General features: G+C 60.0%; 22 protein-coding genes. 15 read left to right on the top strand and 7 right to left on the bottom strand.

The window, feature by feature from the left end:
• The first annotated feature begins 138 nt into the window (after positions 1-138).
• The 4 genes from BFL40_RS20795 (at position 139) to BFL40_RS20780 (ending at position 2,340) form a co-directional block, all read left to right on the top strand.
• Positions 139-1,275, top strand: a complete 1,137-nt coding sequence (locus tag BFL40_RS20795; protein WP_071485696.1) for an S-type pyocin domain-containing protein — start codon at positions 139-141, stop codon at positions 1,273-1,275.
• Positions 1,272-1,496 (top strand): hypothetical protein, encoded by a 225-nt coding sequence (locus tag BFL40_RS20790; RefSeq protein WP_071485695.1) that lies wholly within the window; start codon positions 1,272-1,274, stop codon positions 1,494-1,496. The genes BFL40_RS20795 and BFL40_RS20790 overlap by 4 nt, the downstream gene beginning before the upstream one ends.
• Before the next feature lie 69 nt (positions 1,497-1,565).
• Entirely contained in the window at positions 1,566-1,853 is a 288-nt protein-coding gene (locus BFL40_RS20785; RefSeq protein WP_071485694.1) for a colicin E3-like toxin immunity protein, read from the top strand.
• A 16-nt stretch (positions 1,854-1,869) separates the two neighbouring features.
• A complete protein-coding gene (locus BFL40_RS20780; protein WP_071485693.1) occupies positions 1,870-2,340 on the top strand; it encodes a hypothetical protein in 471 nt (156 codons plus the stop codon).
• A 10-nt stretch (positions 2,341-2,350) separates the two neighbouring features.
• Here BFL40_RS20780 and BFL40_RS20775 read toward each other — a convergent pair whose 3' ends face one another.
• The 3 genes from BFL40_RS20775 to BFL40_RS20765 form a co-directional block, all read right to left on the bottom strand.
• Complete coding sequence (locus BFL40_RS20775; protein WP_071485692.1) at positions 2,351-2,908, bottom strand: hypothetical protein; 558 nt, start codon at positions 2,906-2,908, stop codon at positions 2,351-2,353.
• A gap of 218 nt (positions 2,909-3,126) precedes the next feature.
• Complete coding sequence (locus BFL40_RS20770; protein WP_071485691.1) at positions 3,127-4,473, bottom strand: sensor histidine kinase; 1,347 nt, start codon at positions 4,471-4,473, stop codon at positions 3,127-3,129.
• Positions 4,470-5,132: a response regulator gene (locus BFL40_RS20765; protein WP_071485690.1), complete on the bottom strand. Its 663-nt coding sequence runs from the start codon at positions 5,130-5,132 to the stop codon at positions 4,470-4,472. The genes BFL40_RS20770 and BFL40_RS20765 overlap by 4 nt, the downstream gene beginning before the upstream one ends.
• A 147-nt stretch (positions 5,133-5,279) precedes the next feature.
• On the opposite strand from BFL40_RS20765, the gene BFL40_RS20760 reads away from it, so the two are divergent.
• The 5 genes from BFL40_RS20760 (at position 5,280) to BFL40_RS20740 (ending at position 10,082) form a co-directional block, all read left to right on the top strand.
• Complete coding sequence (locus tag BFL40_RS20760; RefSeq protein WP_071485689.1) at positions 5,280-5,546, top strand: PepSY domain-containing protein; 267 nt, start codon at positions 5,280-5,282, stop codon at positions 5,544-5,546.
• Positions 5,546-6,091 carry a cytochrome b/b6 domain-containing protein gene (locus tag BFL40_RS20755; RefSeq protein ID WP_071485688.1) on the top strand — a complete coding sequence of 182 codons (546 nt, stop codon included), beginning with the start codon at positions 5,546-5,548 and terminating at the stop codon, positions 6,089-6,091. Before BFL40_RS20760 ends, BFL40_RS20755 begins: the two co-directional genes overlap by 1 nt.
• Before the next feature lie 22 nt (positions 6,092-6,113).
• Entirely contained in the window at positions 6,114-7,382 is a 1,269-nt protein-coding gene (locus tag BFL40_RS20750) for a sialidase family protein (protein ID WP_071485687.1), read from the top strand.
• Complete coding sequence (locus BFL40_RS20745) at positions 7,382-7,984, top strand: hypothetical protein (RefSeq protein WP_071485686.1); 603 nt, start codon at positions 7,382-7,384, stop codon at positions 7,982-7,984. The genes BFL40_RS20750 and BFL40_RS20745 overlap by 1 nt, the downstream gene beginning before the upstream one ends.
• A 76-nt stretch (positions 7,985-8,060) precedes the next feature.
• On the top strand, positions 8,061-10,082 hold the full coding sequence (locus BFL40_RS20740) for an LTA synthase family protein (protein ID WP_071485685.1): 2,022 nt from the start codon (positions 8,061-8,063) through the stop codon (positions 10,080-10,082).
• Here BFL40_RS20740 and BFL40_RS20735 read toward each other — a convergent pair whose 3' ends face one another.
• Positions 10,083-10,457, bottom strand: a complete 375-nt coding sequence (locus BFL40_RS20735; protein ID WP_071485684.1) for a c-type cytochrome — start codon at positions 10,455-10,457, stop codon at positions 10,083-10,085. It lies immediately after the preceding gene.
• Positions 10,458-10,500: 43 nt separating this feature from the next.
• Positions 10,501-11,043 (bottom strand): demethoxyubiquinone hydroxylase family protein, encoded by a 543-nt coding sequence (locus BFL40_RS20730; protein WP_235864692.1) that lies wholly within the window; start codon positions 11,041-11,043, stop codon positions 10,501-10,503.
• Between the two features lie 209 nt (positions 11,044-11,252).
• On the opposite strand from BFL40_RS20730, the gene BFL40_RS20725 reads away from it, so the two are divergent.
• The 4 genes from BFL40_RS20725 to BFL40_RS20710 all read left to right on the top strand — a co-directional run bounded on the left by BFL40_RS20725 (position 11,253) and on the right by BFL40_RS20710 (position 15,131).
• Positions 11,253-11,633: a response regulator gene (locus BFL40_RS20725; RefSeq protein WP_071485683.1), complete on the top strand. Its 381-nt coding sequence runs from the start codon at positions 11,253-11,255 to the stop codon at positions 11,631-11,633.
• A gap of 108 nt (positions 11,634-11,741) precedes the next feature.
• Positions 11,742-11,921, top strand: coding sequence for a hypothetical protein (locus BFL40_RS20720; RefSeq protein ID WP_071485682.1), 180 nt, complete (start codon positions 11,742-11,744; stop codon positions 11,919-11,921).
• Between the two features lie 153 nt (positions 11,922-12,074).
• On the top strand, positions 12,075-13,976 hold the full coding sequence (locus BFL40_RS20715) for an alkaline phosphatase D family protein (RefSeq protein WP_071485681.1): 1,902 nt from the start codon (positions 12,075-12,077) through the stop codon (positions 13,974-13,976).
• Positions 13,977-14,117: 141 nt separating this feature from the next.
• Entirely contained in the window at positions 14,118-15,131 is a 1,014-nt protein-coding gene (locus BFL40_RS20710; protein ID WP_071485680.1) for a sensor domain-containing diguanylate cyclase, read from the top strand.
• A gap of 12 nt (positions 15,132-15,143) precedes the next feature.
• Here BFL40_RS20710 and BFL40_RS20705 read toward each other — a convergent pair whose 3' ends face one another.
• On the bottom strand, positions 15,144-16,172 hold the full coding sequence (locus BFL40_RS20705) for an amino acid ABC transporter substrate-binding protein (RefSeq protein WP_071485679.1): 1,029 nt from the start codon (positions 16,170-16,172) through the stop codon (positions 15,144-15,146).
• Between the two features lie 144 nt (positions 16,173-16,316).
• Here BFL40_RS20705 and BFL40_RS20700 point away from each other — a divergent pair, with 144 nt between their 5' ends.
• Together BFL40_RS20700 and BFL40_RS20695 are read left to right on the top strand one after the other, a co-directional pair.
• Positions 16,317-17,210: a LysR substrate-binding domain-containing protein gene (locus BFL40_RS20700; protein WP_071485678.1), complete on the top strand. Its 894-nt coding sequence runs from the start codon at positions 16,317-16,319 to the stop codon at positions 17,208-17,210.
• An 89-nt stretch (positions 17,211-17,299) separates the two neighbouring features.
• The gene (locus BFL40_RS20695; protein ID WP_071485677.1) at positions 17,300-18,550 is read left to right on the top strand and encodes a 2-aminoadipate transaminase; all 1,251 of its coding nucleotides are present in this window, start codon (positions 17,300-17,302) and stop codon (positions 18,548-18,550) included.
• On the opposite strand, the gene BFL40_RS20690 is transcribed toward BFL40_RS20695, so the two are convergent.
• The gene (locus tag BFL40_RS20690) at positions 18,547-20,562 is read right to left on the bottom strand and encodes a c-type cytochrome (RefSeq protein ID WP_071485676.1); all 2,016 of its coding nucleotides are present in this window, start codon (positions 20,560-20,562) and stop codon (positions 18,547-18,549) included. The genes BFL40_RS20695 and BFL40_RS20690 overlap by 4 nt on opposite strands.
• Positions 20,563-20,619: the final 57 nt, after the last annotated feature.

Here is a 20,619-nt window from a genome sequence, read left to right as displayed (position 1 = left end):
AGAGGGTCCTCAATTTCCCGTTATAAACATCGTCGAAAACTTGCTGAGTTTTCCCACGCCCACCATCGAACCAAGCCGACATCAGCTTCCAACTCCCCCTCGTAGGCTCACTCCCTCGCACAAGGAAGTGAGCCTGTCATGTCTGAGCGCTTTTACCCCCTCACCGAAGAAGAACAACTCAAACGGAGAATCCTGACTCCTCAGCCGTCACGTGTGCCTTATTCGCCGCCGATTGATTTATTCGTCCCCACACCCGCCGCAAAACCAGCGCCCGCCAAACTTCCCGGCTGCACCTTCACCAAACCCTGCCAACTGCCCGACGGCATCATTCACTACAACAACCCCACCGGTTACGTACCGCTAGAGCTGATCAAGGACTATGGCCATTTCAGCCTGCTGGGTGGGCGCGAGGTGGACAGCAGGGGCGCGGTTGCTCTGCGCAAGATCAGCGGCAGCGCCCTGCCCGTTGGTTTGGGCCAGTTGGCGTTGCGTTCGGTGGTGCTTGAGTCGGCAGCTACCGCCGTCGGCTCTGTGGCGGGTGGCCTGTTGGCGGGTTTGGTGGCGTTGGCTTGGCCTTCGGAACTGGGCGATAGCGCGCTCTACAGCGAGGAACAGTTGCGCTCGCTGCAACGGGCGCGCTCGCAGATGCGTTTGCATGTCGAGCAACGTGAGGACGGCACGCTTAGGGGGTATGGGTTTTACACGGGCAACCATGCCGATTGGCAGATGATTGATGTGGTGCAGTTCCAAAGCCGTGGCGATCAGTTTGTGGCGGATTTGGGTGAAGGCGCAGAACTGATTTGGACGCCTGCGGTTGATCCGGGGGACACCCTTGGTATTCCGGCGTTGGAGGCTGCACCGCAAGCGCCGGTGATATGGATTTACCCGCCGACGGATAAGGCTGCGCAGGTGCTGGTGAACCCGATTTATCCGCCGGAGTATCGGGATTTTATTCTGGTGTTCCCGGTGGAGTCGGGGGTTCGGCCGCTGTATGTGGTGGTAAGTGTTCGGCCTGGAGACCACAAGTATCACCCTAGCCCCACGTTTTTAACTGCCTTTCCAGAAGCCGTGCGTGCGCCCTCCAAATCCGGAGTAAAGGGAGGAGGCAAGCTCAGGCCCCGCTGGAAAGAACCCAATAGCTATATTTACGAATGGGACTTCGAGCGAGGCAAGGTCGAAAAGTACAACAAGCGAGGCAAACACCTAGGCGAATTCGACCCTATAACAGGTGAGCGAACCAAAGACGCAGACGATAAGAGAAGGGTAGATCCATGAAACACCTAATCTACGTAGTCCCGGCAGGAAGCGAGAGCATTTCAACTGAAATTACGCTCAACCTGAAAGCTGCCGATTTACTTCCCATTATGGGTTGGGAGGATGAACACGAATGTGTCTATGACTACCTACTTACCCCTCAACAAATAGAAGGCATCGAAAAACTTACCGCATTGGTTTTTCCAAAAAATGCGTCGCTGTATTTGGCGTGCGACGCCTAATGACCACACACAGTTTCAAGGACCGGAAAACCAAAACGTCGAATTTCCCGATAGAGAGATGCGGAAAAAATGGTCATGAAAATCAGATTGCGCTGGTACGAAAAACACAGCAATGACTTGAAAGCAGATGAGTACTCAGCGGATATCGATGACGCAGACAGTTCTTTTGAAGCACTGGGTTTGAGCGATGAGACGGCGATATATGCCGACGTTTTCAATGTTCTCCCGAGTTGGATAATGCTTCTCCAACCGCACTTCCAACATGTGATAGAGCCCAACCTTTTCGACTATCAAATTTCCTTCCGCTACCAAGGCACTTGGCCCCCACCACCAAAACAACCCAAGAAGGAGTCCTGATGCAATGAGGCCCTCAATGAAAAAGCCCCTCCTCTACCGCTCAGTCAACACCCGAACCCATGGTGTGCGCCACGGTAGTTGTTGCGCTTATCGCTATGAACGGCACACCAAAAGCGAGAAGAGCTCATTGTCCAACCGCGGCTCAATGCACAGTCATCATCGCCACGGCTTTGATTACACGCCGTTATTCCGGTTTCTCTTGTCCAAAGTTGGTCACCCGTGGGACCCCGTTTTCAGCGAAGCCAACGCCCGTTTGGACCGTCCGGAGCCGGTGTTCTGGATGGTTGCTTTGCATGAAAGCGACAAGAAAGAGTATGTGGGAACGGATGAGTCCACTTACTACAGCGGCTTGTGGGTCAACGAGGAAGGCGTGCTGCAAAAGGTTAACCCGCAGTTGACGCCCGAACAGATGAAGCCATTTTGTGACTGCTGCACCCACACCTTCAACGGTGTGGTATTCCCACAGGCTCCATCGCGTAAACGTTAAAACTCAACCACTAATAATCCGACTCGGCCTCACTCGCCGTCCCCGCCAACGCCACCCGCTGCGTCGGCTCAGTGATGTCATACACTTGCTGCTCACACTTCAATTTCGTGAACTGAACCTCCACCAGATACACCCTCCCCCGCTCAGGCGTGAACGTGCTCTTGAGCATCCCGCACTTGTAGTAATACTCGCGGCGCACGTCGGACCACTCGCTGCCCACGGTAAGCTTTTTCCCGGGATCGGCCTGGATCTCCACTTGTGGCGATACGCTGGAGACGGTCTGGGTCAGGGTGGAAAGCAAGCTGCCCATGCGGCCTTTGCCGACGTACAGGGCCGTGCCGATTTTTTCCAAGCGTGGGTCTGGGTCGCCTTCACGGCTTATCGAAAACTCCACGGGGTAATTACCGCCGCTGGGTTTCATCACCACTTTGGCGTGCTGCGCGTCCACGGTCACGGTTTTGGGCTGCAGTTGAATGCCATCTTTCAACACGCTAGGGGAAGAGTCGCGAACATTGGAGTGGCAGGCGCACAGCACCAGTGTCAGGGAGAGCAGCGCAAATCGCTTCACCGGGGGATGTCCTTATCGGTGTGAGAGGGGATGACCGGGCGCGAGTGTAAACAAATTGTTTCGAGCCTGAATATGCCCTTTGGTGAAAATGCCGGCTATGTGCCTCGTGTGTGCCCTCATAGGTCGATGTTGGCTTTGCGGGCGCCATCGTAGCCTCGCTGAAGCTCGACAACTCCCACATTGGATCTTCTTTGTCTTGAAGACTGCATTACTGGCGCTTATGTGAAATTGATCCGAGCGCACAACCCGCCCTGTGGCAGGTTGAACAGCTCTAATCGGCCACCGATTTTGCCTACGATCATGTCCACAATCGCCAGGCCCAAGCCCGCGCCATTGGCGTTGCCTCGGCTGTAAAACCGTTCGAACAAACGCCCCATTTCCTTTTCATCAATCCCCGGGCCTTCGTCTTCCACGCTCAGGCAATTGGCGCTGATCACCACTTTCACTTCACTGCCCGCAGGCGAGAAATTAAGGGCATTGGTCACCAGGTTTTGCAGCGCTATCGCCAGCGCCACCGGTTCGGTTTCGACCCAGCACTCCTCATCGCCTTCCAGCACCAACTCCACGCCTTTCTCCATGGCCAGCGGTGTCAGCTCGGCCAGTTCCTCCCGAACCAGTTCCGTCAGTTGCACACGGCTGCGCACGGGGTTGCTCAGGTGCGGTTCGATGCGGGCCATGGTCAGCAGCTGGCTGCCAATGCGTGTCGCGCGGTCGACGCCGCTCACCAGAAAATCCAACGCCTCGCGCCGCTGTTCCTCAGTGCTCGCGGTTTGGGCGTTTTGCGCGTGGATGCGCAGGATCGCCAGGGGTGTGCGCAACTCGTGGGCGGCGTCGGCGATGAAGCGGCGCTCGCGCTCCAGCAAATTGTCCATCTGCACCAATAACCGGTTGAGCGCGGTTTGCATGGGTTCCAGATCGGTGGGCAGTGGCTTGAGGTGCAGCGGTTGCAAGGTATCGGTGTTGCGCCCGCGAATCGACTGGGCCATGGCGCGCAGGGGTTTGAGGCCCCAGCCGATGACGAGCCAGATCAACACCGTCAGCAGCGGCACGCCGATCAGGCTGGGCCAGAGGGTGTGGCGCACAATACGGTCGATCAGGTCTTGACGAATGTCGTCGCGCTCGCCTACCCAGATGAGCAGGCCTTGTTGCGGGTCGGCGAGGAGGAAGGCGCACCAGTCGTTGCCGTTGTCCATAATGTCGTGGGAGCCGAGGGTGACCGGCGGCGCCGCCAGCACAGGCGCTTCAGCAGAACGCACCAGCAGCTCACCATCACTGCGCCACACCTGGAAGGTCAACCGAGTTTCATAAGGGTGGGCCACGCCCTCCTCCCCTACACGACTCATGGCCTGGTCAAACGCCTCATACAACCGCTCCCAGTCCGCTTCGCCAGGGTCGCGTTGGCGCAGCACGCCTTGCAGCAGACGCGCGCTTTGGGCGAGTTGGGCGTCGTAGACTTCTTCGATTTCATGGTGACTGTCGCGCAGTACCAGCCAACTGATGAGGGCGTCGCCCAGCAGGATCAGCACCAGCACCGGGATAAGGATGCGCGCGCGAACCGAGTTCATGGTTTAAGCGCCAGCACGTAGCCGACCCCGCGCACGGTGCGGATCAGCTCGGTGGATAACTTCTTGCGCAGGTTGTGGATCAACACTTCCAACGTGTTGCTCTCGACCCGGTCTTGCCAGCCATACAGCGCACGGGAGAGGCGTTCGCGGGTCACCACTTTGCCGGGGCGCACCATCAATTGGTGCAGCAGTTGGTATTCCATCGGGGTCACGATGATGTCTTCGTCCTGGTAGCGCACTTGCTGGGTGGCCGGGTCGAGGCTGACACCGGCATGTTCCAGCATCGGTTGCGCACGGCCTTGGCTGCGGCGCAATAGGGCGCGCACGCGGGCCTTGAGCTCTTCCACATCGAACGGTTTGATCAGGTAATCATCAGCGCCCGCGTCCAGCCCTGCGATGCGCTCGGCAGTTCCGTCACGGGCGGTGAGGATCAGCACCGGCAAGTCGTGTTGTTCGGCACGCAGTTGCTGCAACAGGTCGAGGCCGTCGAGGCGCGGCAGGCCGAGGTCAAGCAGCAACAAATCGAAACTTTCAGTGCGCAAGGCGTGCATCGCGCTGAGGCCATCTTGCAGCCAATCCAGCGTGTAGCCTTCGGCGCCCAATGCCACGCGAATGCCTTGGCCGAGGGCACGATCATCTTCGACAAGGAGTAGGCGCATAGCAAAATCTCTGTAGGAAACGGCGGCATCATGCCGGGTTCTGGCGCGGGCTATTCCGCTAAAGATGTTACGGCTCGTTGCCAACTAAGGTTGCACTAAGGTTGGTTTTGCACTGTGAAATCTCCCACCTCTGCTGAGAGCTTTTCCATGCGCAAAATTCTCCTGCTGTCCCTGATCATCGCCAGCCCGCTGGCCATCGCCGGCCCCCAATGCACCACCGCCGAGCGTTCGCAATGGCAAGACCAGAAGGCGTTTCAGGACAAGCTCAAGGCCGAAGGTTACGAGATCAGCAAGTTCAAGGTCACCGACGGCAACTGCTACGAGATCTACGGCTTTGACAAGGACAAGCGCAAGGTCGAGATCTACCACGACCCGGTCACCGGCAAAGCCGTGAAGACTGAGATCAAGGGCTGATGCCAGGCGAATTCCTGCGCCTGTGGGACCCGCTGGTGAGGCTGTTTCATCTGTCTATCGCCGGGGTCTTTGTCGCCAATTACTTCTTTAACGAAGCAGGCGATGACTGGCATGTCTGGCTGGGCTACTACGCCATGGCCTGGCTGCTGGTACGAGGGGTGTGGGGGTTTGTCGGACCGCGCAGTGCGCGCTGGGCAGATTTCTGGCCTACCCCTGCGCGGCTCAATGCCCACGTGAAATCGCTGCTCAAGGGCCGGCCGCAGCATCGCTTGGGTCATTCGCCTCTCGGCGCCCTGGTGATGGTGTTGATGCTGCTGGCGCTGCTGACCCTCGGCATCAGCGGCTTCCTGATGCAGGAAGTCGACGCCTTATGGGGCGCCGATTGGCCGCTGCAAATCCACGAGACCGCAGCCAATGTGCTGCTGGGACTGGTGAGTGTGCATGTGCTGGCGGCGCTGTTTGAAAGTATCCAGGTGCGGGACAACCTGCCGTTATCCATGCTCACCGGTCGCAGGAAGCGCCTGCCGGATGAGCGTGTGCAGTAATCCTTTTTCCGACAGGTCTTCTATGCGCTCCGTCTTACTGATTTTCAGCTTGCTAGGGGTATTTATCGCCGCCTGGCTGAGCCATCCGCCCCATGTGCTGGCGCCTTTTGCCCAGGCGAGCCCGAACACCTCGAAGGTGGCGGCGGCCCCGCAATACACCAGCCGCTTTGTGTCGTCGCAGCTCACCGACTTTGTGCACTCCTCATCCGTCACCGCCCTGCCCGGCGGCGACTTGATGGCCGTGTGGTTTGCCGGTTCCCGCGAAGGCGCCGCCGATGTGCAAGTGCGTACCGCGCGCTTTGATGCGCGCAGCGGCGAATGGGGCGCCGAGCAGGTGCTGGCCACGCGTGAAAGTACTCGCGACGGCACCCAGCGTTATATCCGCAAGTTGGGTAACCCGGTGATCGCGCTGGCACCGGATAATCGCCTGTGGATGTTTTATGTGTCAGTGTCGGTCGGCGGCTGGGCCACCAGTGCGATCAACGTGATGGTCTCCGATGACCTCGGCGCCAACTGGTCGGCGCCGAGGCAACTGGTGACTTCGCCGTTCTTCAACATCAGCACCCTGGTGCGCGCCGCGCCGGTGTTCCACGCCGACGGTTCGATCGGCCTGCCGGTGTACCACGAGTTCATGGGCAAGTTTGCCGAGTACCTGTACCTGAGCGCCGACGGTGCGGTGGTCGATAAATTCCGCATCAGCCGCGGCAAGCATTCCCTGCAACCGACCATCGTGCCGCTGGATGGCAACCGCGCCATCGCCATGTTGCGCTATGCCGGCGAGACCCATCACCGCGTCCTCGCCAGCCGTACCGAAGACGCCGGGCAAACCTGGAGCGAGCCGTACCCGCTGGAACCGGCCAACCCCAATTCATCATTGGCGGCGGTGGGCACCCAGGACGACGGTTTATTGGTGGCCCTCAACGACCTGCAAGACGGTCGCTTCAAGCTAAGCCTCTATGGCACCGACGCCCAGCTCAGCGAATGGCGCACCGTGGTGGAACTCGACCAGTCGCCGGACCCGCTCGGCCAACCGTTTTCCCCCGAGGCCTACAAGGAAATCATCGGCGAAGGCTTCCGTGCCTCCAGCGGTGCCAAGCGCCTGCCACTGGAGCAACGCTTTCTCAGCAACCTGGATTACCGCGTGTGTAAACCCCGAGGCTGTGAATTCGAATACGAGTACCCGTACTTCAGCCGCAGCCCGGACGGCATGTACCACCTGGTGTACTCGTGGAATAACACCTTTATCAAACATGTCAGCTTCAACGAAGCCTGGCTGGAGGAGCGCCTGTGATGTTGGCTCTATGGCAGGCCCATTTGAGTTTTGTGTTGCTGGGGTTTGTGGCGCTGTGCGCACTGCGGTTTACCGCTCCTTGGCGACCGTGGCTGCTGCCGGTGTTGGTGGCGCTGAGCTTTATCCCGGTCAATGAATTGCCGCTGGCAGCGTATGTGCGCAGTTTTACCGATGACTTGGCGATCAGCACGTTGGTGTTGCTGGCGTGGGTTGTGCTGTGCCGGTTGGGGCTGTTGCAGCCGTTGAACCGTCAACACCACGTTCAATTGTTGGTGCTGTTTGGTGGGCTGAGTCTGGTGCTGTACCCAGCCACGTTGGGCCTGACGTATTTCGACCCCTACCGCTGGGGCTTTAACCCTCGGCCGATGATTGTGCTGGTGGGTGCGTTGGCGCTGCTGATGTTGGCGCTGCGCAATACGCTGGCCGTGTGGATGCTGGCAGTGGGCACATTGGCCTTTGCGTTGCGGCTCAAGGCCTCGGAAAACTATTGGGACTATCTGGTCGACCCGTTGCTGGCGGGTTACTGCCTGGTAGCTGGATTATGGCTGGTGGTAAATGCTGCCTGGAAATACCCAAGCCAAACACAATCGAACAGGCAATGAAGGTCAAACCTGTGGGGCGGGCTTGCCCGCTCCCACATTTGATAGGCGTCGTTTTACAGCTTGGGAAGAATTAATAATGGGTGCGTTGCAATCACGCCGCCTGCGCTACGGCGTGGGTGCGATCGGGTTGGTATTTACGTTGCTGGTCGCGCTGCGACTGGTGTTTGTGCTGGTTTTTTCCGGCCTTGCTCTAGACACGCCAGCGCTGCTGGAAACCCTGGGCATCGGCTTGCGCTTCGACCTGCGCCTGGCGGTGTTGATCCTGCTGCCGCTGGCCGTGCTGGCGTGGCTGCCACGCTGGAACCTCACGACAGTGCCCGCCCTGCGCTGGCTGGCGCGCGGTTATCTGGTGGTGGCACTGGCCGTGGTCGGCCTGGTGTACATCATCGACTTCGGCCACTACGCCTACCTCGGCGTACGGATCAATGCGACGGTGTTGCGCTACCTGCAAGACGCGCAGATCTCTCAGCAGATGGTGTGGGAAACCTACCCGGTGCTGTGGATAACGGCCTGTTGGCTGGCGGCCGTGGCGCTGTGGGTGTGGGCGTTGGTGTGCCTTGAGCGATTGACCCTGGACCGCACGCCCAAGGCCATCGGCAAACTGACAGTGGCCTCGGCTTCCGCCATCGGTGTCGTCGCCGTGCTGCTGACCCTGCTCGGTCGCGTGGCCAATCTCAACCTGGAAAACCCGGTGCCCCTGCGTTGGAGCGATGCGTTTTTTTCCGGCAATAGCCAAGTCGCCGCCGTGGGCCTGAACCCGGTGTTGTTTTTGTACGACACGCTCAAGGTCGGCCAATCGCAATTCGATGAAGCCCAGGTGCGCAAGCTTTACCCGCAGGTCGCCGAGTACCTGGGGGTCGACCAACCTGACGCCCAACAACTGACCTTCATCCGCGAACAAGGCGTGCAGCCCTATCGACTGCCGGGCGATCGCCCGCCCAACGTGATCTTCGTGATGCTCGAATCCCTCGGCACCAGCGCCGTCGGCGCCTACGGCAACCCGCTGAACCCCACGCCAAACCTGGACAAGCTGGCGACACAAAGCTGGTTCTTCAAACACTTCTACGTGCCCGTCACCGGCACCGCCAAAACCGTGTGGGCCAGCATCACTGGCGTGCCCGATGTCACCCGTCAGGAGACCGCCACGCGTAACCCGCTGATCACCCGGCAACACACGTTGATCAACGCCTTCGAGGGTTACCAGAAGTTCTACATGATCGGCGGCAATGCCGGTTGGGCGAATATCAACGCACTGATCCGCCAGAGCATCGACGGCGTGCAGCTATTTGAGGAGAGTCACTGGCGCTCGCCACGGGTAGACGTGTGGGGCATCTCCGACCTGGACCTGTTCAAGGAAGGCGACCAACTGCTGCGCGCCGTGCCTAAAGGCCAGCCGTTCTTCGCCTACCTGCAAACCTCCGGCAACCACCGGCCGTTCACCATTCCCAAGCAAAACGATGGTTTCAAGTTAAACGACGTGACGCTGGAGCAGGTCCAGGCCGCCGGCTCGCGCAGTGTCGAGCAATACAATGCGGTGCGTCTACTGGACTACAACATCGGCCGCCTGATGGAAATCGCCAAGGCTGGCGGCTGGTATGACAACAGCATTTTTGTGTTCTTCGGCGACCACAACACGCGCATCAGCCAGATCCCACACATGGCGCCCGCCTTCGAGCAACTGGGCCTGGAAAGCAACAACGTGCCGCTGCTGATCCACGCGCCCGGCCTGCAACCTCGGGTGATTGAAGAAGCCGTGGGCCTGGCCGACTTGCTGCCAACCGTGGCCGGCATGGCGGGCATGCCGTTTTCGAATGGCGCGATGGGTCGGGACATCCAGCAACCGGCGCCGGAAGGCGAACGGGTGGTGCCGCTGGTGTTGCACGAGGGTACGTTCCCGGTAATCGGCGGCGTCACCAAGGACTTCCTGCTGCAGATGCAACACGACGGCAGTTCGCCGACCCTGCACGACCTGGCCTCGCAAACGCCTCGGGAAGATGTGTCCGAGCAGCATCCGGAGGAGTTTCAGCGCTTACAGGGGCTGACGCGTGGGCTGCATGAGAGTGCGCGGTTGATGTTGTTCAGGAATGTGCGCGAGTGATCATTTGGGTTGAAAGGTTTCGAGGTACGCCAGGATGTTTTCAATTTTTTCCTGGTCGCTGATGCCCCAGAAAATCATGCGCGTACCGCTGACCACTTTCTTCGGCGCCTCGATGTAGGCGGCGAGTTTGTCCCGGGTCCAGACCACGCCGGAGTTCTTCATCGCATCGGAGTACTGGTAGTCGGTGGTGGTCCCGGCAGGGCGACCGATGATTCCGTTGAGTTCGGGACCGAAGCCGCCGCGTGCACCTTCGCCGATGCTATGGCAGCCGCCGCAGGTCTTGGCGAAGAGCTTGCCGCCCGCCTCGGCATCACCCGCCGCAAAAGCCGGAGCGGTGTTGAGGATCAGGGCGAGGGTCAGTAAGGCGTACTTCATGGGGGGCTCCACAGCGGCGGTTGCGGGCGATTATGCCTGTTTGTCAGGAGCGCATGCCCATCCAGATCACGGTTTCGGTCCACGCCGTGACCAGCGGCGTGAGCGCCCTGAACCAAGGGTCACGCACATCAATCTGCGCGGCCGAATGGTCATGGTGATGTTGTTCTTCATCCACGATGGAAGCAATCGCCGCCACGGCCAGCGGGTCGATATCGCGCAGCGTATGGAGCTGATGAGCCAAGTGCTTGAGTACCACGCTTTCAACCGCGACTGTTGTGGCGACAATCGCCTTGCGACCGCACAGGCCGGTGACCAACCCCAGCACCAGCCCGCCGAGACCGCACAACCAATAACTGCGGCAGCGGCGATAACGGCGGCGCTGCAACTCGGCCTGGAACACTGCACGGTGACGGCGTTCGTGGGAGAGGAATTCCTTGAGTTCATCGACCATGCCAGGGGCAAAAAACCGTGCCATGAACAGCTGACCGCTGTAGATGCAGATCGCACCATGCTCACCGGCGTGGTCGACTTTGATCATGCGGTTGCCGAGGTCTTTGTCGATCAATGGGGCGGCGGGAGCGTTCACGGTTGACGGCCTTGTGCGAGGGCCTCGGGTATCGGGCCGGTCCTTGGAATGCGGCAGGTATCGTGACGTATCGCCAAGCGGCTGTGCAAGCGAGTTCACCTGCCGTGAACGTGTCTGGGTGACCATCCATCGGCAAAAAACCGCGCTGCCGAAACTCTGCAACCCTGTCCGACTCCACCTTACTGGACCCTGATGGTGGAGCAAGGATCATGGCGCGGCCATCGATTTTGGTGCTGGAAGACGACGAGATCATTCGCTCGTTAATGGTGGACGTACTGGAGGATTTCGGCGCCCACGTCATCGCCTTTCCTTCAGCGGATGACGGGATGATTTTTCTGGAGCAGGCTGATGACCCGGTGGACCTGATTGTCAGCGATATCCAAATGCCGGGTTTGCTCAACGGCTACGACTTGAGCCGCGTGGTCGCCCATCGCTGGCCATCGATGCCCGTGGTTTTGACATCCGGTAATACCCGGCTGGCAGCGCAACTGGGCAGCAGCGTGCGGTTCCTGCCCAAACCCTGGAGAGTTGAACACTTGCTTGAGTGTGTGCAAGCGGCACTGGCCCAACAGGACTCGCCCCTGCATTGATGAATACGTAACGGGAACGTTCTATCGCCCAATGCCACTGAGTCATTGCGCATTCATAGAGAGTCTTGATGCGAGAAACAATCCTTCAATTGAGCAAGAGGTCTACCTATGATGATCGGCACCACGTTCCACACCTACAGCCTCGACCACGCCATACAAACCACTCAGGCCGCCGCCAAGCCTGCGGAAAAACCCTCGACTACCGACAGCAACCAACCGGCGCAAAACACCCAGTCGCAAGCAAATAAATCGTCCCTGGATTCCCTCGGGCAAGGCCGGTTGACTTGAAAGACTAAGGGACGTCAATAAACGGGCCGCTGGCCTGCGACGCACCTGATTGCGGCTAAGGAGTGCAGCGCCTGGCGTTGCGCTCTGTTAACAAAACACTGACATCCTCTGCGCTACCCTTTTCAGCTCTGCCTTGCGTGAGCCGCTGCCTTCATGCCTCAACCCGACACACTGCCCGCGGTTATCGTCGGCCCACTGCTACGGCGCCTGGAACCCAAGCGCCTGGTTATCTGGCTGGTGGGAAGTCGTGTCCTGGAATTGACGCTGAGGCTGCAACTGCCCAAGGGCGAAACGCTAGATATCGCCCTCGACGCGCAGCATTGCCAAATCGTCCCCGTTGGGCGCCACGCCTTTATCCACCTGATCGACGTAGCACTCACCGACGCCCTGCCCCAGGACGTCGCCATCGGCTACGACCTGCTGATCGACACTACCGAGGGCATCGCCGATTGGGCGCCGCACCTGCTATACGCTCACACCAACGGCCCGAATTTTGTGTTGCACAGCCGCATCCATCAATTGGTGCATGGCTCCTGCCGCAAACCGCACCACCGGGCCGCCGAAGGCTTGCTGTGCGTCGATCACCTGCTGGCAGAAGCTCACACCCCTGAACAACGCCCGGCCTTGCTGATGATGAGTGGCGACCAGATCTACGCCGACGATGTCGCCGGGCCTATGCTGCGGGCGATTCATGCGCTGATCGCACGTCTGGGGCTATTCGAGGAGTACCTTGAAGGCGCCGTGGTGGATGACAGCGCCAGCCTCTACGGACATCGCGCCAGCTACTACCATCGCGCCGACCTGCTCCCGGCGCTGGACAGCAACGAGACCCTGCGCGAGCGGTTTTTTGGTGGTGTGAAAAAGCCAATCTTCACCAGCAGCACCGCCGACAATCACTTGGTGACGTTTGCCGAGGTGATCGCGATGTACTTGCTGGTATGGTCGCCAACGCCCTGGACCCTGATCAACCCTCAGCCACCCGAACTGAGCAGCGACGAGCATAAGCGTTATGCCGGCGAGCAGGTGCACATCGACGCATTCCGCGACGGGCTACCGAACGTCGCACGGGTATTGGCCCATCTGTCCACCCTGATGATCTTTGACGATCACGACATCACCGATGACTGGAACCTCAGCGCGCAATGGGAAGAAACCGCCTACGGCCACCCGTTCTCCAAGCGCATCATCGGCAATGCCTTGCTCGCTTACCTGCTGTGCCAGGGCTGGGGTAACCAGCCGGATGTGTTTGATGAACTGGTGAACCAGACCCAAGTACTGACTACACAGGCCCACGACATCCCTCTGGACGCCCGTGCGCAAGATCAACTGCTCGAAACGCTGCTGAAATTCCAGCACTGGCACTACGTACTGCCCACCACTCCCGCCTTGGTGGTGCTCGACACCCGCACCCGGCGCTGGCGCAGCGAGTTCACCCTCAAGCAACCCTCAGGCCTGCTGGACTGGGAAGCCTTGAGTGAGCTGCAACAAGAACTGCTGGACCACCCCTCGGCCATCATCGTCTCCCCTGCACCGATCTTTGGCGTCAAGCTGATCGAGACCGTGCAAAAGGTATTCAGTTGGTGCGGCCACCCGCTGCTGGTGGACGCCGAAAACTGGATGGCCCATCGCGGCGCCGCCCAGGTGATCCTCAACATCTTCCGCCACTCTCGCACGCCGGGGAACTACGTCATCCTGTCGGGTGATGTGCATTACTCGTTCGTCTACGAAGTGCTGATTCGCCATCGCAATGGCGGCCCGAAGATCTGGCAGATCACCAGCAGCGGTATCAAGAACGAATTCCCACCGCGCCTGCTGGAATGGTTCGACCGCCTCAACCGCTGGCTCTACTCGCCGCGCTCCCCGCTCAACTGGTTCACCCGCCGCCGCACCATGCAAGTGGTGCCGCATATTCCGGAGCATGCTCAGGCCGGTGAGCGGTTATGGAATTCAGCAGGAATTGGCCAGGTGTTTTTCAATGAACAGGGCCAGCCAGAGGCGATTTACCAGCACAACGCGGATGGGAAACCTCGGACAAGGATGGCGGCACCGAAATAATGGCTCATTGCCACCCAACTAAAGCAGCAGATCCACCCTATTCAAACCGCACAAACCCCGTTGTACAGTAGCGCCAGCCACGGAGTATTGGCGTCAACGAAGACTGGCCTTAAGAGCCAGCACACGCAGGGAAGCGCGAAGATGGACGATACCTCCGACAACAAACCGTTGAAGAATGATTTTTCCGACCTCAACGCCGACATGCTGCATGCCGTCATGGAGCTGGTCAGCGACGGGATCTGGGACTGGAATGCCAACACCGGCTTCGTATACCGCAACCCCGGCTGGTACGAAATGCTTGGCTACCCCCGCCACTCCCTGGAAAACAGTGTGTTCACCTGGGAAAGCGTGATCCACCCCGATGACTATCCCCAGGTCATGACGGTGTTTGATAACTACATCAACCGTCGCGTGGCTCATTACCAAGCCGAATACCGCTGCCGCAAAGAAGATGGCAGTTACCTGTGGATAGAGGACCGTGGCTACGTGATTGCGCGTAACGACGACGGCTCGGTGGCACGCATGGTCGGCGCCCACCGCGATATTCATATTCGAAAATCCTCCATCGAACAGCTTGAGCAACGCAATCAATCCCTGGAGACCCTGGTGGCTGAGCGCACTCGCGAACTGTCGCGGGTCAATCAACAACTGCAACAGCAGTTGGACGAAAACCGCTCTCTGGCCGAACGCGACACGCTCACCCGTGTGGCCAATCGTTACCGCCTGGAAAAAGTACTGCTGGAAGAGTGTGACCGTGCGGAGCGTTTCCGCCTGCCGGTGGCGCTGATCGCGATGGATATCGATGACTTCAAGCCAATCAATGATCGACACGGTCACGGTGTGGGCGATCAGACCCTGGTCCGCGTGGTAGAAGGCCTGGAGGCCTGCGTACGAACCGATGATTTGCTGGCTCGCTGGGGCGGTGATGAGTTCATGGTGATCCTGCCCAAAAGCAGCTTGGATACCGCGAAGGTGATGGCCGAAAGGATTCGTCAAAAAATCGCGGAGATGCCCGCTGTGGGCAACTTCAAAGTGACCCTGAGCCTAGGCGTGGTAGAACGTCGTAGCGGTGAATCCCCTGCCGCCTTGATGGCGCGCGCCGATCAAGCGTTGTATCGGTCCAAGGCGGCGGGGAAGGACATCGTGTCGGAGTAAATACGGTTCTTGTCAGCGCACCGGCGGCGCGTACTGAATGCCGCCATTGCTCCACAGCGCATTGAGCCCGCGCTTGATCTTCAGCACGCTCTCCTGGCCGATATTGCGCTCGAACACTTCGCCGTAATTACCCACCTGCTTGACGATCTGCACCACCCAGTCCTTGCGCAGTTTCAGGTCCTTGCCGTACTCGCCGTCGGCGCCGAGCAGCCGCGCGATGTCGGGGTTCTTGGTGGTCTTGGCCTGCTCTTCGACGTTCTTGGAGGTAATGCCCATTTCCTCGGCATTGAGCATGGCGAACAGCGTCCATTTGACGATGCTGAACCACTCATCATCGCCCTTGCGCACCAGCGGTCCCAACGGTTCCTTGGAGATCACCTCAGGCAACACCACGAACTCGTCCGGGTGAGCCATCTTGATGCGTTGCGCGTATAGCCCCGACTGGTCAGTGGTCAGCACGTCGCAGCGCCCGGACTCCAGGCCCTTGGCGCTTTCGTCGGCGGTGTCGAAGGTGATCGGCGTGTACTTCATGCCGTGGGTGCGAAAGTAGTCGGAGACGTTAAGCTCGGTGGTGGTGCCGGCCTGAAGGCAAACAGTCGCGCCGTCCAGTTGCTTGGCGGCGGTGACTCCCAGCTTGTTGTTCACCAGAAAGCCGATGCCGTCGTAGTAGGTCACCCCGGTGAACACCAGGCCCATGCCCGCGTCGCGGGAACTGGTCCAGGTGGTGTTGCGGGAGATCACGTCGACTTCACCCGATTGCAGCGCAGTGAAACGCTCCTTGGCGGTCAACTGGCTGAACTTGACCTTCGACGCATCGCCGAACACGGCGGCGGCGACCGCGTGGCACACGTCCACATCGATGCCGGTCATCTTGCCGGTGCTGTCCGGTACGCCGAAACCCGGCAGACCGTCGCTGACGCCACATTGGATAAAGCCTTTCTTCTGGATCGCGTCCAGGGTCACGCCCGCGTGGGCGCTGCCGGCCAAGCCCACGGCCGCGGCGGCGGTGATGGCGGCCAAGGTGATCTTGAGGTTTTTCATGCGAGGCACTCCCTGTCGAACTTTATTATTCGGCGCTGCACAGCCTGCGCCGGTTTATAGTGTTGCCGGGCAGTATCGACGGCTTTACACCCCTGCCACAAACGACCTTTAGGCAAAGGCTCCTTCCGATTTGGAATGAACTGCATGATCTCAAAACGCTTGACCCCTTCGATGACCGCTTTGCAGTGCTTCGAAGCTGCCGCCCGCCACCTGAGTTTCACCCGCGCCGCCGAAGAGCTGCACCTGACCCAAAGCGCGGTGAGCAAGCAGGTGGCGCAGCTCGAAGAGATGCTTTGCCACAACCTGTTCGAACGGGTGCGCCAGCGTTTGTACCTGTCACCGGCCGGATCGTTGTATCTGGCCGAAGTGCACAAGATCCTGACCCAGGTGGATATCTCCAGCCGCTACATCCTCACCTACGGCGGCGAGACCGAAGTGCTGCGCATCGCCACCCAACCGACCTTCGGCGATCGCTGGCTGGTGCCAAAACTCAAGGATTTCGCGGCCAAGCACCCGAATATCCACCTCGACGTACGCAACGAGTTGGAACCGTTCGACGTGTTGCAGGCCAAGGCTGATATCGCGTTTTTCTTCGGCCAGGGCTCGTGGCCGGGGGCAACGTGCATCGAGCTGTTTCGTGAAGCCGTGGTGCCGGTCTGCGCACCGGGCTTTGTCGCCGAGGGCAGCGATGCCTCCTCGCGCCACACCTTGCTGCAATGCACCTCGCGCCCGGAAGCCTGGCACGAGTGGTTCCTGGAGCAAGGCCTGCATTCGCAAAACAGCTACCACGGGCCGCGTTTTGACACGTTCTACATGTGCATTCGCGCGGCGCAATCGGGCTATGGCGTGGCGTTGGTGCCGCAGTATCTGGTGGCCGAAGAGCTGGCCAACGGCAGCCTGATGATTCCCTGGCATTACGCAATGCCCAGCGCCGGCGCGCACTTTATCGCGCATGCCGAACATGCCGGTGATATCCCCAAGGTGAAGGCCTTCCTGAACTGGATGGTGGGTTATGTGAAGGCACATCCCGACTTTTAATAATGACCCGGCGACTTTATTTCGTTTGCGGCAAGGCGGGGCGCGCGGCTTAGATAAAAAGAAGCCCGCCACTGCCGAGTCCGAGATTCATGAGCCGCGAAACCATCAGCCAGTCGATTTCTATCGTTCACCCCATCAGCCTCAGCCATGGCAAGAACGCCGAAGTCTGGGATACCACGGGCAAACGCTATATCGACTTTGTTGGCGGCATTGGTGTGCTCAACCTCGGCCATTGCCACCCAGGCGTGGTGGAAGCGATTCGCGAGCAGGCGACAAAGCTGACCCATTACGCGTTCAACGCCGCCCCCCACGCGCCTTACATCGAATTGATGGATCGCCTGACCGCCTTTATCCCGGTGGATTACCCGGTGAGCGGCATGCTCACCAACAGCGGCGCGGAAGCGGCGGAAAACGCCTTGAAGATCGTGCGTGGCGCCACCGGTCGCACGGCGGTGATTGCCTTTGACGGCGCCTTCCACGGCCGCACCCTGGCCACCCTCAACCTCAATGGCAAGGTTGCACCCTACAAGCAAAAGGTCGGCGTACTGCCGGGCCCGGTGTATCACCTGCCCTACCCCAGCGCTGACAACCGCGTAACCTGCGCCGAAGCGTTGAAGGCCATGGATCGTCTGTTCAGCGTGGAGATCGACGTCGATGACGTGGCCTGTTTCATCATCGAACCGGTGCAGGGCGAAGGCGGTTTCCTGGCCCTGGATATCGAGTTCGCCCAGGCCCTGCGACGCTTCTGCGATGAGAAAAACATCCTGCTGATCGCCGATGAAATCCAGTCAGGTTTCGGCCGCACGGGCCAGCGCTTTGCGTTCTCGCGCCTGGGCATCGAACCGGACCTGATCCTGCTCGGCAAAAGCATCGCTGGCGGCGTGCCGCTGGGTGCGGTGGTCGGGCGCAAGGTGCTGCTCGACAACCTGCCCAAAGGCGGCCTGGGCGGCACTTATTCCGGCAACCCCATCGCCTGCGCGGCGGCGTTGGCCACGTTGGATGCGATGACCGATCAACACTTGAAAACCTGGGGCTCGCAGCAGGAAGAAGCCATCGTCAGCCGTTATGAAGCCTGGCGCGCGCAAGGCCTGTCGCCCTACCTCGGTCGCCTGACCGGCGTCGGCGCCATGCGCGGCATCGAGTTGGCCAACGCCGACGGCACGCCTGCCTCCAAACAACTGACCCAACTGCTGAGCCTGGCGCGCGATGCCGGCTTGCTGCTGATGCCCAGCGGCAAGTCGCGGCACATCATCCGCTTGCTGGCACCGCTGACCATTGAGCCCGCAGTGCTGGAGGAAGGCCTGGATATCCTCGAAACCTGCCTCAAGCAGTTGGCTTAGTAGCGAGCATCCGCAGGCTTGCCGCCGTTCGGCCAGTCTTTGACCTTGTCCGGGAAATCCGGACGCGGTTGCCCCGAGAAATACGCCGCCACGTCGACCGCTTCCTGGTCCGACAAACCGCCCTGCCCCAGCGGGAATTTCTCGTGGAAGCCGATCGGCATGTTGCGTTTGACGAACGCCGCCGCCGTGTAGGTACGGGCCATACCGGCGCCGATATTGAACGACTGCTCGCCCCATAACGGCGGATAGATCAGCTCACCGTCAGCACGCGCCAAGCCTTGACCCTTATCGCCATGGCACACCGCGCATTGCTTGGCATAAACCGCTTTGCCATTGTCCAGGTCCGGCTTGATCGCCGGGTCGATCTTACCCACACCGCGCCCGGCCACTTTGTCTTCGGGGCGGGTGTTGTTTTTCATCCAGTCGAAGTACGCGACCATCGCCTGCATATCCGCCGATTGCGGCGGCAACGGTTTGCCATTCATCGAGCGGCGGAAACAACCGTTGATGCGCTCCTGCAACGTCACCACCTTGCCCGCACGCGGCGCGTAGCTGGGGAAAAAGGCCGACACCCCCACAAACGGTGAACCGTCCGCCACGGTGCCCGCGTTGAGGTGGCAACTGGTGCAATTGAGTGAGTTGCCGACGTTATCCGGCAGCAGTTCTTTGGTTTGCAGGTGCAGGCGCATGCCGCGGATCACTTGGTCGGCATTCGGTGCAGCGAGCAGTTCGGCCAGGCGTGGGGTTTCGAACGCGGATGAATCGGTGCTGGCCGGGTTGAGTTGGTCACGCAGTTTCTTCACCTGGGCGGCGCTGATCGGCGTGCCCTCGTTGCCCCAGCGGGTGCGCACGAAGCTTAAGATCTCGGCAATTTCTTGATCCGCCAACCGGGCAAAACCGGGCATGGTGTAGACCCGTGGATGGGTCGCAGTTTGCGCCGTCTCCCAGCCGGTGAGCGTGATGTGCAGCAGTGAGGTGGGGTTGGTGGAGACGATGCTCGGGTTACCTGCCAGGGGTGGAAACAGACCTGTCACACCGGCGCCGTCACTGCGGTGGCAATCGCTGCAAAACTGCATGTAGCCCAGGCCACCACGGCTGGTGAACAGGTCGGCGGGCGGCCCAGCGGGTGTACGAGCCACAGAAGGCATCGGCAAGTCGTCTTTGCCCGGCGGCAGGGACTTCAGGTAGCTGGCGATGGCCGTGAGATCGTAGTCGCTGAAATGCTGGGTGCTGTGGTGAATCACATCCGCCATGTTGCCGGCGACCGTGGCGAAGCGGTTCTGCCCGGTCTTGAGCAATTGCACAGTGTCCTCCACGGTCCACAGGTTGCGCAGGCTCAGGGCGCGCCAGTGTTCGACGGTTTCGCCCGCGAGATAATGCCGGCCGCTACGGCCTTCATCGCTCATGGCTTTTTCCTGGAAGGCGATACCGCGTGGGGTATGGCAGGAGCCACAGTGGCCCAGGCCCTGGACCAGATAAGCGCCACGGTTAAGCACTTCGTCACGGGCCGGGTCAGGGGTAAAGGGTTGCTTGTCGAGAAAGGCGAAGTTCCACAACGCCAGGCCCCAGCGCTGGTTGAACGGGAAGCCCATGTCGGCTTCAAGGTTGGCCTGTTGCACCGGCTCTACGCCTTGCATCAGGTAGGCGTACAAGGCGCGCATGTCCTCCTCGCTCATCTTGGCGTAGGACGGATACGGCATCGCCGGGTACAGATTCATGCCCGCTGGCGTCACGCCTTCGCGCATCACTCGGTCAAACTGTTCAAAGGTGTAGGCGCCGATACCGGTCTCGCGGTCAGGTGTGATATTGCTCGAATAGATCGTTCCCATCGGCGTGCTTAGCTCCAGCCCGCCGGCCATCACCTTGCCTGGCTTGTCGGTGTGGCAGGCGATGCAGTCGCCCAGTTGTGCGACGTATTTGCCGTGTTCAATATCGGCTGGGGCGGCGTGCAGGGGTAGCGCCAGACAGAGCGTCGCCCCCAGCAAGGCCAGGCGGGAGAGGGAAAGCGCCATTGCGTTAGTCCTTTAATAACCTGGCGTGGGGTGGTCCCCTTGGCGCAGGTGGGTCTT

This window comes from Pseudomonas costantinii (genome assembly GCF_001870435.1).
GTDB classification, from domain to species: domain Bacteria; phylum Pseudomonadota; class Gammaproteobacteria; order Pseudomonadales; family Pseudomonadaceae; genus Aquipseudomonas; species Aquipseudomonas costantinii.
Note: the sequence above shows the minus strand (reverse complement) of the source record. Positions and strands in the feature narration are given on the sequence as shown.

Coding starts and splice junctions, on each gene's coding strand:
- BFL40_RS20795 (WP_071485696.1), top strand. CDS start 139: ATGTCTGAGCGCTTTTACCCCCTCACCGAAGAAGAACAACTCAAACGG.
- BFL40_RS20790 (WP_071485695.1), top strand. CDS start 1,272: ATGAAACACCTAATCTACGTAGTCCCGGCAGGAAGCGAGAGCATTTCA.
- BFL40_RS20785 (WP_071485694.1), top strand. CDS start 1,566: ATGGTCATGAAAATCAGATTGCGCTGGTACGAAAAACACAGCAATGAC.
- BFL40_RS20780 (WP_071485693.1), top strand. CDS start 1,870: ATGAAAAAGCCCCTCCTCTACCGCTCAGTCAACACCCGAACCCATGGT.
- BFL40_RS20770 (WP_071485691.1), bottom strand. CDS start 4,473: ATGAACTCGGTTCGCGCGCGCATCCTTATCCCGGTGCTGGTGCTGATC.
- BFL40_RS20765 (WP_071485690.1), bottom strand. CDS start 5,132: ATGCGCCTACTCCTTGTCGAAGATGATCGTGCCCTCGGCCAAGGCATT.
- BFL40_RS20760 (WP_071485689.1), top strand. CDS start 5,280: ATGCGCAAAATTCTCCTGCTGTCCCTGATCATCGCCAGCCCGCTGGCC.
- BFL40_RS20755 (WP_071485688.1), top strand. CDS start 5,546: ATGCCAGGCGAATTCCTGCGCCTGTGGGACCCGCTGGTGAGGCTGTTT.
- BFL40_RS20750 (WP_071485687.1), top strand. CDS start 6,114: ATGCGCTCCGTCTTACTGATTTTCAGCTTGCTAGGGGTATTTATCGCC.
- BFL40_RS20745 (WP_071485686.1), top strand. CDS start 7,382: ATGTTGGCTCTATGGCAGGCCCATTTGAGTTTTGTGTTGCTGGGGTTT.
- BFL40_RS20740 (WP_071485685.1), top strand. CDS start 8,061: ATGGGTGCGTTGCAATCACGCCGCCTGCGCTACGGCGTGGGTGCGATC.
- BFL40_RS20735 (WP_071485684.1), bottom strand. CDS start 10,457: ATGAAGTACGCCTTACTGACCCTCGCCCTGATCCTCAACACCGCTCCG.
- BFL40_RS20725 (WP_071485683.1), top strand. CDS start 11,253: ATGGCGCGGCCATCGATTTTGGTGCTGGAAGACGACGAGATCATTCGC.
- BFL40_RS20720 (WP_071485682.1), top strand. CDS start 11,742: ATGATGATCGGCACCACGTTCCACACCTACAGCCTCGACCACGCCATA.
- BFL40_RS20715 (WP_071485681.1), top strand. CDS start 12,075: ATGCCTCAACCCGACACACTGCCCGCGGTTATCGTCGGCCCACTGCTA.
- BFL40_RS20710 (WP_071485680.1), top strand. CDS start 14,118: ATGGACGATACCTCCGACAACAAACCGTTGAAGAATGATTTTTCCGAC.
- BFL40_RS20705 (WP_071485679.1), bottom strand. CDS start 16,172: ATGAAAAACCTCAAGATCACCTTGGCCGCCATCACCGCCGCCGCGGCC.
- BFL40_RS20700 (WP_071485678.1), top strand. CDS start 16,317: ATGATCTCAAAACGCTTGACCCCTTCGATGACCGCTTTGCAGTGCTTC.
- BFL40_RS20695 (WP_071485677.1), top strand. CDS start 17,300: ATGAGCCGCGAAACCATCAGCCAGTCGATTTCTATCGTTCACCCCATC.
- BFL40_RS20690 (WP_071485676.1), bottom strand. CDS start 20,562: ATGGCGCTTTCCCTCTCCCGCCTGGCCTTGCTGGGGGCGACGCTCTGT.